14 protein-coding genes are annotated in these 13100 nt (G+C 69.0%); 11 read left to right on the top strand and 3 right to left on the bottom strand.

Features of this window, described 5'->3' with window-relative positions:
* Nucleotides 1-4: 4 nt before the first annotated feature.
* Entirely contained in the window at nucleotides 5-958 is a 954-nt protein-coding gene (dapF, locus tag E5679_RS18350) for a diaminopimelate epimerase (protein WP_138418575.1), read from the top strand.
* 5 nt (nucleotides 959-963) lie between these two features.
* Here the strand turns inward: dapF and E5679_RS18345 are convergent, their stop codons facing one another.
* The gene (locus tag E5679_RS18345) at nucleotides 964-1590 is read right to left on the bottom strand and encodes a class I SAM-dependent methyltransferase (protein WP_138418573.1); all 627 of its coding nucleotides are present in this window, start codon (nucleotides 1588-1590) and stop codon (nucleotides 964-966) included.
* 187 nt (nucleotides 1591-1777) lie between these two features.
* On the opposite strand from E5679_RS18345, the gene hflX reads away from it, so the two are divergent.
* Entirely contained in the window at nucleotides 1778-3379 is a 1602-nt protein-coding gene (gene hflX / locus E5679_RS18340) for a GTPase HflX (protein WP_138418571.1), read from the top strand.
* On the top strand, nucleotides 3372-5402 hold the full coding sequence (locus E5679_RS18335) for an ATP-dependent DNA helicase (RefSeq protein ID WP_138418569.1): 2031 nt from the start codon (nucleotides 3372-3374) through the stop codon (nucleotides 5400-5402). Before hflX ends, E5679_RS18335 begins: the two co-directional genes overlap by 8 nt.
* A gap of 7 nt (nucleotides 5403-5409) precedes the next feature.
* Here the strand turns inward: E5679_RS18335 and lexA are convergent, their stop codons facing one another.
* Nucleotides 5410-6117 carry a transcriptional repressor LexA gene (gene lexA / locus E5679_RS18330; RefSeq protein WP_138418567.1) on the bottom strand — a complete coding sequence of 236 codons (708 nt, stop codon included), beginning with the start codon at nucleotides 6115-6117 and terminating at the stop codon, nucleotides 5410-5412.
* Between the two features lie 182 nt (nucleotides 6118-6299).
* Between lexA and E5679_RS18325 the strand changes: the two genes are divergently transcribed.
* The 8 genes from E5679_RS18325 (at nucleotide 6300) to E5679_RS18295 (ending at nucleotide 12425) form a co-directional block, all read left to right on the top strand.
* Nucleotides 6300-6653 (top strand): LysM peptidoglycan-binding domain-containing protein, encoded by a 354-nt coding sequence (locus tag E5679_RS18325; RefSeq protein WP_249336222.1) that lies wholly within the window; start codon nucleotides 6300-6302, stop codon nucleotides 6651-6653.
* A 60-nt stretch (nucleotides 6654-6713) separates the two neighbouring features.
* Nucleotides 6714-7823 carry a histidinol-phosphate transaminase gene (locus tag E5679_RS18320; protein WP_138418563.1) on the top strand — a complete coding sequence of 370 codons (1110 nt, stop codon included), beginning with the start codon at nucleotides 6714-6716 and terminating at the stop codon, nucleotides 7821-7823.
* 80 nt (nucleotides 7824-7903) lie between these two features.
* Nucleotides 7904-8536, top strand: coding sequence for an imidazoleglycerol-phosphate dehydratase HisB (gene hisB / locus E5679_RS18315; RefSeq protein WP_138418561.1), 633 nt, complete (start codon nucleotides 7904-7906; stop codon nucleotides 8534-8536).
* Nucleotides 8533-9270: an imidazole glycerol phosphate synthase subunit HisH gene (gene hisH / locus E5679_RS18310; RefSeq protein ID WP_138418559.1), complete on the top strand. Its 738-nt coding sequence runs from the start codon at nucleotides 8533-8535 to the stop codon at nucleotides 9268-9270. Before hisB ends, hisH begins: the two co-directional genes overlap by 4 nt.
* Entirely contained in the window at nucleotides 9270-9425 is a 156-nt protein-coding gene (locus E5679_RS20955) for a hypothetical protein (RefSeq protein WP_171042442.1), read from the top strand. The genes hisH and E5679_RS20955 overlap by 1 nt, the downstream gene beginning before the upstream one ends.
* Before the next feature lie 28 nt (nucleotides 9426-9453).
* Nucleotides 9454-10194: a bifunctional 1-(5-phosphoribosyl)-5-((5-phosphoribosylamino)methylideneamino)imidazole-4-carboxamide isomerase/phosphoribosylanthranilate isomerase PriA gene (gene priA, locus E5679_RS18305; protein WP_138418557.1), complete on the top strand. Its 741-nt coding sequence runs from the start codon at nucleotides 9454-9456 to the stop codon at nucleotides 10192-10194.
* Nucleotide 10195: 1 nt separating this feature from the next.
* A complete protein-coding gene (locus E5679_RS18300; protein WP_138418555.1) occupies nucleotides 10196-11077 on the top strand; it encodes an SseB family protein in 882 nt (293 codons plus the stop codon).
* Between the two features lie 25 nt (nucleotides 11078-11102).
* Nucleotides 11103-12425 carry an MFS transporter gene (locus E5679_RS18295; RefSeq protein ID WP_138418554.1) on the top strand — a complete coding sequence of 441 codons (1323 nt, stop codon included), beginning with the start codon at nucleotides 11103-11105 and terminating at the stop codon, nucleotides 12423-12425.
* Here the strand turns inward: E5679_RS18295 and E5679_RS18290 are convergent.
* A complete protein-coding gene (locus tag E5679_RS18290) occupies nucleotides 12422-12865 on the bottom strand; it encodes a DUF1844 domain-containing protein (protein WP_420821088.1) in 444 nt (147 codons plus the stop codon). The two genes, E5679_RS18295 and E5679_RS18290, sit on opposite strands and share 4 nt — an antisense overlap.
* Between the last annotated feature and the right edge of the window lie 235 nt (nucleotides 12866-13100).

The raw sequence follows: 13100 nt of genomic DNA, 5'->3' as shown, positions 1-13100 counted from the left end.
AGGCATGACCGCCGCCCCGGATTCCCTCGCCGCGCCTGCCCACAACCCCCTCGCCTCGCTCACCGGGCTCGCGTTCGCGAAGGGACACGGGACCGGCAACGACTTCGTCCTGGTCGCCGATCCGGAGGGGGCGCGGGACATCGCGCCCCAGGAAGTCGCAGCCCTCTGCGACCGGCACCTCGGCATCGGCGCCGACGGGCTCATCCGCGCGATCCGGTCGGAGCATCTCGCAGAAGGGCGCGAACTCCTGGCAGAGGACGCGGGCGCAATCTGGTTCATGGACTACCGCAACGCGGACGGCTCGGTATCGGAGATGTGCGGCAACGGGGTGCGGGTGTTCGTCGCGTTCCTCCTCGAGCAGGGACTCGCCTCGCTTGACCCCGGTGAGGTACTGCCTGTGGGAACCCGCGCGGGGATCAAGCGCGTGGAGCGCCGCGAGGGCGGCTTTGCCGTGGACATGGGGCCGTGGGAGTTCATCCATCCCGCTCAGGCCGAGGCCGAGGCGGGCGACTCCCTGGTCACGGCTGACGGGCTCGACGTCTCACGCCCCGCGCTGAGTGTGAGCATGGGCAACCCCCACACTGTGGTCGCGCTCGCCGAAGGAGCGGAGCTGGAGCGGCTCCGCCTGTTCTCCGCACCGGTCGTCGAGCCGGTTCCGCCGCACGGAACGAACGTCGAGTTCGTGGTGCCGGCCGAACCGCTCGTTCGCGAGGGCGTGGGGAGCATTGCGATGCGCGTCCACGAACGCGGCGTGGGCGAGACCCAGTCATGCGGTACCGGGGCCTGCGCTGCCGCTGTGGCCATTCGTCACTGGGCCGGGGCCGGGGCGCCCAACCGCTGGGACATCCGGGTTCCCGGAGGGACCGTCCAGGTCGCCTTCGTCACGGGGATCGAGGGCGCGGAGCACGTGGAGCTGAGCGGCCCGGCAGTGATCGTCGCCCACGGCGCCATCGGCTAGTCACCCTATTCCTCTTGGGTGGGTTCCTCTCTGGTCACCCGAAGAATCCTGAAGCCTTTCGACGTTGCCTCGCGGCCGACGTCGTACGCGTCTCCTAGCTCGTCGGCCAACCAGCGCTGAAGTGAGTCCGCCCCGAGGTTCTTCTGCACCACGAGCCAAGCCTCCCCGCCGACCGCGAGGCGCGGAAGCCAGCGCAAGAGGAGCCCGTGGAGAGCCTCCTTGCCGATCCGGATGGGCGGGTTCGACCAGATGGTGGCGAATCTCACGTCCGCCGGGACGTCGTCGGGCAGCGCAGTGAGGACATTGTCGAGTCCAAGGCGTCGCGCATTGGACTCGGTCAACGAGAGGCTCCGCTTGTTCACGTCCACCGCGTGCACGATCGCGCTCGGGGAGCGCAGCGCCATCGTGAGGGCGATCGGACCCCACCCGCAGCCGATGTCGAGCAGATGGCCTTCGGGCGCGGGGTCGGGAACGTGTGCGAGGAGCACCGCCGTGCCCTTGTCCACTCCGTCGGGGCTGAAGATCCCGGGCGAGGTCTCGAGGATGCGCTCTTCGCCTTCGAGCACGACGGCGAGCGGTCGCCGAACGTCGGGCACGTTGGGCTGGGCGTTGAAATAGTGGGCGGACTCCATGATCAAGTAGAATAGATCCATGCGCCTGTTCAAGTAGCCGATCATCTCTCTGCCGGCCCCTGCCCGCCGTCGACCTCTATCCGGCCGGGCTCAACAGGAAAGCATTCTTTTGAGACGCCATCTGCGAGATCTCTCTTCTGTCACCCCTCAGAACTATTCTGGAAACGAGTCCCTCACGAAGGAGAACATGACCAACCAGCAATCCGCGCCCGAACCCCAGCCGCAGGACCTGAGCGCACAGGACATTCAGGCGGTCATCGACCGCATCCTCGCGAAAGAGGAAGCCGCAGCGGCAAAGGGTGCGGGGAAGCGGGCCGCGGACGACGGCGACTCCGCCCCGTCCGCAGGGCGCACGGGAATGACGAGCGGCAAGGCGCTCGCCCTCTCGGACGTCGACAACGAGCACGGCGACTACGACGGCGAGCAGCGCGACCTCGAGGAACGACGCGCCCTGCGGCGCGTGGCCGGCCTCTCGACCGAACTCGAGGACGTCACCGAAGTCGAGTACCGGCAGCTGCGGCTCGAGCGCGTGGTTCTCGCGGGCCTGTGGAGCGAAGGAACGCTCGAGGACGCCGAGAACTCGCTTCAGGAGCTCGCGGCACTCGCCGAGACGGCCGGATCGGAAGTCCTGGACGGTGTGGTGCAGCGGCGCCTCAAACCGGATGCCGGGACCTTCCTCGGCTCCGGGAAGGCGCAGGAGCTCAAGGACATCGTCTACGCCACGGGCGCCGACACGGTGATCGTCGACTCCGAGCTGTCGCCCTCCCAGCGGCGTGGTCTCGAGGACATCGTCAAGGTCAAGGTGATCGACCGGACGGCGCTGATCCTCGACATCTTCGCCCAGCACGCCAAGAGCCGCGAGGGCAAGGCGCAGGTCGAGCTGGCACAGCTCGAGTACCTCCTCCCGCGCCTGCGCGGTTGGGGCGAGTCGATGTCTCGACAGGCCGGTGGCCGCGTCGGCGCCGCCGGCGGCGGGATCGGATCCCGTGGCCCAGGCGAGACCAAGATCGAACTCGATCGCCGCCGGATCCGCACCCGCATGTCGAAGCTTCGGCGGGAGATCGCCGGGATGAAGCCGGCGCGGGAGACGAAGCGGGCGAATCGAAAGCGGACCGAGATCCCCTCGGTGGCGATCGCCGGCTACACGAACGCAGGAAAGTCGTCCCTCCTGAACCGCCTGACTGATGCCGGGGTGCTCGTCGAGAATGCCCTTTTCGCAACCCTCGATCCGACGGTCCGCCGGGCCGAGACGCCCGATGGGCTGCCCTACACCATCTCCGACACGGTCGGCTTCGTCCGGTCCCTGCCGACGCAGCTCGTCGAGGCGTTCCGCTCGACCCTCGAGGAGGTGGCCGACGCCGATCTGATCCTGCACGTGGTGGACGCCTCCCACCCCGACCCCGAGGGCCAGATCGCGGCGGTGAGGCAGGTCCTCACCGAGGTCGACGCGCGCAAGATCCCCGAGATCATCGTGCTCAACAAGGCTGACGCCGCGGACCCGTTCGTGCTCGAGCGGCTCCGCCAGCACGAGCCTCGTCACGTCGTGGTCTCTGCGAGGACTGGACAGGGCATCGACGATCTCAAGCAGGCGATCAGCGCCGCGATCCCGCGGCCGAACGTCGCGCTCACTGTGCTCCTCCCGTACAACAGGGGCGACCTGCTGAGCCGGCTGCACGACAGCAGTGCTGAGATCCACTCGCTCGAACACACCGCCGACGGGACACTGGCGCGCGTGGTGGTCCGCCCCGAGTTCGTTGCGGAATTGGAGCCGTTCGCGATCCATGACTGATGCGGGGGAGACGGCGGTCCGGCTGCTGGACGTCGCGGTGGCCGCGATGGGCGGTCAGCAGCGGGACGGGCAGCACGAGATGGCCAAGCAGGTGGCCAAGGCCATCGACGAGGGCAAGCACCTGCTCGTGCAGGCCGGCACCGGCACCGGCAAGTCGCTCGCATACCTCATTCCCCTGATCGCGCATGCCCAGGAGAGCGGGAGGCCAGCGGTCGTCGCCACGGCAACGCTTGCGCTGCAGGCCCAGGTCGTCGGCCGTGACCTTCCGCGCCTCCTGGGCGCCATCGAGGGCGAACTCGACCACCCCGTCGACGTCGCGCTCGTCAAGGGACGGTCGAATTACCTGTGCAAGCACAAGCTCTCGGGCGGGTTCCCGTCCGAGGACGGCGGCGAGGGCACGCTGTTCGCGGTCGGCGAGGATCTGGCCGTCGCCCATCCCGCCGGCGGCGGGCCGACCACTCAGCTAGGGCGCGAGGTCAAGCGCCTGCGCGAGTGGGCTGAGGAGACAGAGACCGGAGATCGGGACGACCTTGTGCCGGGCGTGAGCGACAGGGCATGGCGCCAGGTGTCGGTGACGGCCCTTGAATGCCTCGGCGCCCAGCGGTGTCCTCTTGCCGCCGAATGCTTCAGCGAACTTGCGCGGCAGCGGGGCGCGGAGGCCGACATCGTGGTGACGAATCACGCGATGCTGGCGATCAACGCCTTCGAGGGCCTCAACGTGCTCCCCGAGTACGACGTGGTGGTGGTCGACGAGGCGCACGAGCTCCAGGACAGGGTCACAGGCGCGGTGAGCGCGCAGCTCTCGGCGGCGATGGCGGCCGCGGCCGCCTCGAGCGCACGGAAGCACCGTGGAATCACAGCGGAAGCCCTGCAGTCCGCCGCGGCGCAGCTGGACCTAGCGCTTGCGGGTATCCCCAACGGACTGCTCGCCCGGGGGCTTCCGGAGGAGCTTGCGCAGGCCGTGGAGCTTGTCCGCGACGCTTCCCGTGTGGCCCTCTCCGATTCGAAGCCGGGCGAGGGACAGTCTGCGGATGGCGGGAGGCAGGTGGCACGGTCTCGGCTCCTCGCGATCCTCGAGTGCTGTGAGCGGATGCTGGACGCCGAGGCCAACGGCGAGGTCGTCTGGGTCTCCAGGGCTGGCACGTTCGATCCCGCCACTGGGTATTCGTCGCCTGCCGACGACGCGCCGGCAACCCTGAGCATCGCGCCCCTCAACGTCGGCGCGCGGCTCCGCGACGGTCTCTTTGCCGGGCACACAGTAGTGCTGACCTCGGCCACGCTCGCGATCGGCGCGGCCTTCGAACCGGCCGCGGGCGGGCTCGGCCTCCTGGGCGCCGGGGCCCCGAGCTGGACCGGCGTCGACGTCGGGTCCCCCTTCGATTACCCCAAGCAGGGGATGCTGTACGTGGCAAAGCACCTTCCCAAGCCCGGCAGAGGCCTGTCGCACGAGGCGGTCGACGAGCTCGAGGCTCTCATCCGAGCGTCCTCCGGGGGCGCGCTGTGCCTCTTCTCTTCACGGCGGGCGGCCGAGGAGGCGGCGGATGAGCTGCGCGGGAGGCTCGACGTGCAGATCCTCTGCCAGGGGGAGTCGTCCATGAGCGCGCTGGTGCGCCAATTCTCGGACGAGCCGGATACCTGCCTCTTCGGGACGATGTCGCTCTGGCAGGGGGTCGATGTGCCGGGCCATGCGTGCCGGCTCGTGGTGATCGATCGCATTCCATTCCCCCGTCCCGACGACCCGCTGACGACTGCGCGCTCCCGCGCGGTGGCGCAGGCCGGAGGGAACGGCTTCATGAGCGTTTCCGCGTCACACGCCGCGGTCCGGCTGGCCCAAGGCGCCGGGCGGCTGATCCGCTCGACGGAGGACCGCGGAGTGGTCGCCGTGCTCGACTCGCGGCTCGCGACCGAACGCTACGGCGCCTTCCTGCGCTCCGCCCTGCCGCCTCTGTGGGGCACGACCGATCGGGGTGTCGTGCTCCAGGCACTCGAACGCCTCGCAGCGACGGGACGAGCGAGGGCGTAGGCCGACCTCAGACGGAACGCAGCACGGAGACCACGCGACCCATGATCGTGGCGTGGTCCCCGAGGATCGGCTCGTAGCGCGTGTTCTGCGGCAGGAGCCATGTGTGGCCATCCCGCTGGCGGAAGGTCTTGACTGTGGCCTCGTCATCGAGGAGCGCCGCCACGATGTCGCCGTTCCCAGCGTCGTTCTGGCGCCGCACCACGACCCAGTCGCCGTCGCAGATTGCGGCGTCGATCATTGAATCGCCCTTGACCTTGAGCATGAACAGCTCGCCATAGCCGACAAGCTGGCGGGGGAGCGGCATCACATCTTCGACGACCTGATCGGCGAGGATCGGTCCACCGGCCGCGATACGGCCCACCAGAGGCACCATCGCCGTGTCGGCGGCACTGGCCATGTCCTCGACGGTGATGCCGCCAACGCCCACCACGGCTTCCTTCCGCTCGACCTCGAGGGTCAGCGGACCCTCATCCAGGCTCAGCGGCATGAGCACCTCCATGGCGCGCGGGCGCTTCGGGTCTCGCCGCAAGTAGCCGAGCTTTTCAAGCTGGGCAAGCTGGTGGGTCACGCTCGAGAGGCTCGCGAGGCCCACCGTGTCGCCGATCTCGCGCATGGACGGCGGGTAGCCCTTCGTCTGGACGGAGCGCTGGATCGTCTCGAGGATCTTCCGCTGACGGACGGTCAGACCCTTTGCTGCCCTCGCAACTCCTGCCATGAAAAGTTCCTCCCGCTTATTTTGTCGGTGCCCCGCCGGATGCTGATTCCACCGTAGGGGACACGAGGTCGCCTTTCAAACATGTGTTCTATCGAGTCTGGACACGATTCGTTGAGAGGTGCTAAAAGTGTTCTCGGATGATTCGAAGACATGTTCGAAGAACTTCCCGAGGAGGAAGAACAGTGGCACAGGCATTCGCAGCACCGTTCGGCGCAGCTCCAGCGGCGCCCCGACTCCGGCTCACCCGCCGAGGCCGTCTCGTCCTGATCGCGTTCCCGGTGTTCGTGGCATCCATTCTGCTGCTGGCGGGCCTGACCGCCGTGCTTTCGCCGGCGCGGGCCGGGGACAGCGCCCCGGTCCAGACGCAGACGGTGCAGATCACGGTCCAGCAGGGCCAATCCCTCTGGTCCGTCGCGGCGCAATACGCGCCGGATCGGGACCCGCGCGTGGTCATCGGGGAGATCGTGGAGCTCAACGGCCTGGACTCCGCCAGAGTGCTTCCGGGTCAGCAGCTGCTCGTCCCCCGCGAGGGATAGACGGCTGGACCGACCTTCATCGATGCAGGTGCCGGCGCTCTCCCGGCGTAGGCTTGAACGGTGAATTCGACCCCCGAAGAGCGGCTCGCTCGCCTCCCGCTTCGCGAAGACCTGCGTGGACAGCACCCCTACGGGGCCCCGCAGCTCGACGTCCCGATCATGCTGAACGTGAATGAGAACACGCATGGTGTGCCGGAGGACGTGCAGGAGGCCATCACGGAAGCGGTGCGCGAGGCCGCCGCAGGGCTCAACCGCTACCCGGACCGGGAATTCACGGCGCTTCGCACCGCGCTGGCCGAGTACCTCGGCCATGGTCTGACTCCCGATCAGATCTGGGCGGCGAACGGTTCGAATGAAGTCCTCCAGCAGCTCCTCCAAGCGTTCGGAGGTCCGGGGCGCACGGCGCTCGGCTTCCCCCCGACCTACTCGATGTATCCCCTGCTGGCCGCGGGGACTGGGACGGCATACCTCAGGGGGGAGCGCGGAGAGGACTATGAGCTCACCGCCGACTCCGCGGCGCGTCAGGTGCGAGAGCTCGGGGCGAACATCGTGTTCCTCTGCTCCCCGAACAACCCCACGGGAACAGCACTCGGCCTCGATGTCGTTGAGGCGGTGTACGAGGCTGGCGAGGCCAGCCAGGCCATCGTCATCGTCGATGAGGCGTACGCCGAATTCGCGCAGCTCGGCACGCAGAGCGCGCTGAGCCTCCTTCCGGAACGCCCCCGGCTCGTGGTGAGCCGCACCATGAGCAAAGCCTTTGCCCTCGCGGGCGCCCGTCTGGGCTATCTCGCCGCGGCGCCCGAGGTCATTGACGCGCTCCGGCTCGTCCGGCTCCCGTACCACCTCTCGGCCATCACGCAGGCGACCGCGCTTGCCGCGCTGCAGCACCGTGCCTCGCTGATGTCCGAGGTCGAGGAGATCAAGCACCAGCGGGACAGGATCGTCAAGGAGCTTGTGCGGCTCGGGCTCAAGCCCGCGGCGTCCGATTCCAACTTCGTTTTCTTCACGGGTCTCGACGATCCGCAGCGGGTGTGGAGGGGCCTTCTCGAAGCGGGCGTGCTGGTCCGCGACGTCGGAATCCCGGGCAGTCTCCGCGTGACGGCGGGGACGGAGGAGGAAACTTCCGCGTTCCTCGGCCGACTCGAAGAACTGCTCGCCGAGCCCGCCTGATCCCGGCCCCGTAGAATAGTCAAGTCCCCTCAGCATCACCTCGCTGAAGTCAGCACCACCCCATTGAAGGACGTACACCCATGAGCACCGAGCTGCAGACCGTGCCTCGCGTTTCGCGGACCGCACGGATGGAGCGCACGACGTCCGAGTCGTCCGTCCTGGTGGAGATCAACCTTGACGGAACCGGGCGTTCGGACATCTCCAGCAGCGTCCCGTTCTACGACCACATGCTCACCGCGCTCGCCAAGCATTCACTCATCGACCTCACAGTGAAGGCGACGGGCGACACGCACATCGACGTGCACCACACGGTCGAGGACATCGCGATCACGTTCGGCGAAGTGCTCAAGCAGGCCCTCGGTACTAAGGCCGGGATCCGCCGCTTCGGTGAGGCCACCGTGCCGCTGGACGAGGCGCTCGCGCACGCGGTCGTCGATGTGTCAGGGCGTCCATACCTCGTCCACACGGGCGAGCCCGCGGGTCAGGAGTACCACCTCATCGGGGGACACTTCACGGGGTCGCTCACGCGGCACGTGTTCGAGGCGATCACCCTGCACGCAGGGATCTGCCTGCACATGCGCGTGCTGGCCGGCCGGGATCCGCATCACATCGTCGAGGCGCAGTTCAAGGCATTCGCTCGCGCGCTCCGCGCCGCGGTCGAGCCCGATCCCCGAATCGGAGACGCGATCCCGTCGACGAAGGGGGCGTTATGACAGACGCGACGAACGGCATCGCCGTTGACTCACGAAACCACGGCGGTCCGGCTCCGGATCCCGAGGGGCGCCCCACCGTCGTCGTCCTCGACTACGGCTCGGGGAACGTGCGCTCGGCAGTGCGCGCCCTCGAACGCGCCGGCGCTGCCGTGACGCTCAGCTCCAAGCCGGAGGACGCGCTCAACGCGGACGGCCTCGTGGTGCCCGGGGTCGGCGCCTTCGCCACGGTGATGAAGGAGCTCAAGGCGGTCGACGGGCTGCGCATCATCGGCCGCCGCGTGGCGGGAGGGCGGCCTGTCCTCGCGATCTGCGTCGGCCTCCAGATCATGTTCGAACGCGGCGTCGAGCACGGCGTTGAGTCCGAGGGCCTCGGCGAGTGGCCGGGAACGGTCGAGCTCCTTCCCGCAGAGGTCGTCCCGCACATGGGATGGAACACAGTGAAGGTGCCGGAAGGATCCACATTGTTCGCGGGCGTCGAGGACGAGCGCTTCTACTTCGTGCACTCCTACGGCGTGCAGAAGTGGGAGTTCGACGTGAGCCAGCCTCGGATGGCGGCGCCGCTCGTGACCTGGTCGGAGCACGGCGCGCCGTTCATCGCGGCCGTCGAGAACGGTCCGCTGTGCGCTACCCAATTTCACCCGGAAAAGTCCGGTGACGCCGGTGCGCGCCTGCTCCGCAACTGGGTCGCGTCCCTCAAGGCCAAGCGACCGGCAGCGTCGGACCAGCCCGCCTGATGTGGTCTGTGCTGCTGTTCGGCCTCGCGGGGCTGCTCGTCGGAGGAGTCGTCTCGTTCCGCCGGCAGGGCCTGCCGAACTGGACGTGGATCTCGTTCGCGGTCCTCGCCGTTGCAGCCCTCGTGGCCGCCTATCTGTTCACACTGTCGGCCTGATGGCCGCCCTGCTTCAAGGAGATCCTGCATGACCGCCAGCGAGTCGATCCTCGAGCTGCTCCCCGCCGTCGACGTGGCTGACGGCCAGGCCGTGCGCCTGGTGCAGGGCGAGGCCGGGAGCGAGACGAGCTACGGCGAGCCTCTCGAGGCCGCGCTCGCTTGGCAGAACGACGGCGCCGAATGGGTTCATCTGGTGGATCTCGACGCCGCGTTCGGCCGCGGGAGCAACCGTGAGCTGCTCGCCGACGTGGTGCGCCAGCTGTCCGTCAAGGTCGAGCTCTCGGGCGGAATCCGGGACGACGCGTCGCTGGACGCCGCGCTCGAACTCGGTGCCGCGCGCGTGAACCTCGGCACGGCGGCGCTCGAAGATCCCGAATGGACCGCCCGCGCGATCGAGCGCTATGGCGACCAGATCGCCGTGGGCCTCGATGTCCGCGGGACCACGCTCGCAGCGCGCGGCTGGACAAAGGAGGGCGGCGACCTCTGGGAGGTGCTCGCGCGCCTTGAGGATGCCGGCTGCGCCCGGTACGTGGTCACCGACGTCACCAAGGACGGCACGCTGCGCGGCCCGAACGTGGACCTCCTCCGCGAGATGTGCGAGCGGACGGACAAGCCGGTGGTTGCCTCCGGAGGCATCTCGAGCCTCGACGACCTGCGGGCACTCCGCGAGCTCGTCCCGCTCGGAGTTGAGGGTGCGATCGTGGGCAAGGCGCTGTACGCCGGCAAGTTCACCCTCCCTGAGGCGCTCGACGTCGCCGGCCGGCGCTGACATGAACGGCGAGGCGGGCGCCGGAGATCCGGCGCCGCGGCACCTCCCAGGGCACATTGCGGCGGCCCTCGCGCGGGCCGGCGAGGCAGCCGACTCTGCCGGTCAGCCCTGGGCTGGCCGGGATCTCACCGGCGACGGCAACCCTTTGCACCGGTTCGACGCAGACGACGGCGCCCCGGACGCCCGCGTAGAGTCAGCCCTCGCGGCACTCGCCTCGCGCGGGACTGAGGAAGCCGTCCACGAAGCGCTTGCGACTGCCCGGGTCTTCGTCCCAGTCGTGGCGTCGCTCGCTGAGGGCGGCATCGGGCCTCACGGTTTCGCCGAGGACAAGGAGGCCGATATGGCCCTCGTGACCCTCAGCGCGCCCGATGGCCGGAAAGCCCTTCCGGTGTTCACCTCCGTCGGACGCCTCGAGGCCTGGCACCGCGAGGCGCGGCCGGTCGCGGTCTACGCCGCGCGCGCTGCGCTCTCCGCCGTGTCAGAAGGCGCAGAGCTCCTCGTCCTCGACCCCGGCGCCGAGACCACCTTCGTGCTCCGTCGGCCCGCCGTGTGGGCGCTCGCCCAGCAGAGGCCATGGACGCCGTCGTACCGGGACGAGACGCTGGTTCCCCTCGTGGCGGACGCCATCGAGGGGACGCCAGCAGTCCGCTCGGCGCGGCTCGAACCGGGCAAAGGCGTGGTCAGCCGGGATGCCGGCGGACGGATCCTGAACGGGGGAGGGCCCGGTCCCGAGCTCCGGATTGTCCTCGAGCTTGCCCCCGGCTTGCCTGCTGAGGCGGTGCGTGGCATCGTGACAGAGCTGAACAACCGACTGGCCGGTAGCAAGCGCTTCGCCGAGGCCGTCGACTCCATCGAGATTTCCCTCCGCACGGGAGGGGACTGACCAAGCAGAGACTGAGGTGACCGGCGTGGATTTCGCGCTGTACGGGCAGCTGTGGCGTCGGCGCCCCGTGCGGAATCTGCTCCTCGTGGGCATGGTGGCGCGCCTGCCGCACTCCGCGGCCGGCGTGCTGCTGACGCTGCACGTGGTCCAGACCCTCGGCCTCGGCTATGGTGCGGCCGGGAGCGTCGCGGCCCTCCTCACCATAGGCATCGCGCTCGGAGCGCCATGGCGTGGGCGACGCGTGGATACCGTGGGCCTCAGAGTCGCGCTCATTCCGTCCATCGTTGCCGAGGCCGTGGTGTGGAGCATCGCACCCCACCTCAGCTACCCCGGGCTGCTGGTGGCTGCCCTCGTCGGTGGCCTCTTCGCCCTGCCCATCTTCTCGGTGGTCCGCCAGTCGCTCGGCGTACTGTCGACGCCCGCGCAGAGGCGCACTGCCTTCGCGCTCGACTCGATCTTCACCGAGATCACGTTCATGATGGGGCCCGCGCTCGCTGCGCTGGTCGCCGTACAGCTTTCCACCGTGATCGGGCTGACTGCGGTCGGGGTCTCCGCCGCTCTTGCGGGCCTTGCGCTCATGTGGTTCAACCCGCCGACTCGCTCCGGACAGCCGGGCGCCGCGGAAGTGACGGACGGCGAGGCGTCCGACGATTCAGACCCGGCCTCCTGTCTCGAGTCCGCCGGCAGCGCCGCCCCCGCTGAGGTCGCCGCCGGCCAGGCCGACGGCGCGTCGGGGCTCCGGCGGCTGCTGGGTCGTGCCCGCGGCGGCCTGGGCTGGCTCACGGTGGCGGTTGCCGTCATCCTCGTCGTGGCAGCAGGCGCGGGCATGGTCCTCTCGGGGACGGACGTCAGCATTGTGGCCGTGCTGCGCGGTCAAGGCCAGGGCGAGCAGTTGGGCATCGTCTTCTTCGCGTGGTGCCTCGCCTCGCTGATCGGCGGCGTGATCTACGGCGCGATGAAGCGCCGAATCCACCCGCTGGTCCTTCTCCTGCTGCTGGCTGCGCTGACCATTCCCATGGGCTTCGCGACCGACGTGTGGAGCCTCGCGGTGCTCGCGCTGCCGGCCGGCCTCCTCTGCGCCCCTACGCTCTCGGCCGCGTCCGAGGCCATTGCCGCCTTGGTGGAGGAGTCGCGGCGCGGGGAGGCGATGGGCTGGTATGGGTCGGCGCTGACCGCCGGGACCGCCCTGGGCTCGCCGCTCACCGGGGTGATGATCGACGCGGCGGGACCCTGGGCTGGATTCGCCGGCATTGGGGTCGCAGGAGTGATCCTCGGCGCAGCTGGGCTCGCGGCTCAGGGCGTACGACGACGGCGGGCCAGCACGGCGCCCGAGACCAACCTCGGCTAGTTCACCGGCCCGGTGTACTTCTCGCCAGGGCCCTTGCCGGGTTCGTCCTGAATGATCGACGCCTCGCGGAACGCGAGCTGGAGGGAGCGGAGGCCGTCGCGGAGCGGCGCAGCATGCTGGGAGCCGATCTCAGGGGCTGCGGCCGTGACAAGGCCTGCGAGGGCGGTAATGAGCTTGCGTGCCTCGTCGAGGTCCTTGAGTTCGTCCCCCTCGTCGGCGAGGCCCACCTTCACTGCGGCTGCGCTCATGAGGTGCACGGCCGTCGTCGTAATGACCTCGACCGCGGCAACCTCGGCGATGTCCCGCGCCTGGGCGCTCGCGTCGTAGGGGCCCGCGTGGGCGTGCGCTCCGTGATCGGGAGAGGCCTCGTAGTCGCGAATGGCCTCGGGATCCCCAGTAGAAGGGGCAGCGGCGCTGGGATTGGTCGAACTCATGCTGATAAGCTTGGCATAGACCGGCTGGAAGTCGTTATTCAGGCACCCGTTGACAACACCTCGATGAGGCGCGCGTGAGCGGGTTTTCAACCCTGTATACTTGACAGACAGTTTGCAAGCGGAGATCTCTCCCACCCGCGTCGGCGTGCATCGCATTGCTGCCGGGTACTCAGGTTGGCTGGCACGGCTTCTGCCGCAGCCGGACAGGCGTTCGCCCAGGAACGCCCACCTTCTGAGGCCT

This window comes from Sinomonas gamaensis (assembly GCF_005876955.1).
GTDB classification, from domain to species: Bacteria; Actinomycetota; Actinomycetes; order Actinomycetales; family Micrococcaceae; genus Sinomonas; species Sinomonas gamaensis.
This window is presented reverse-complemented; position numbering and strand designations above follow the sequence as displayed.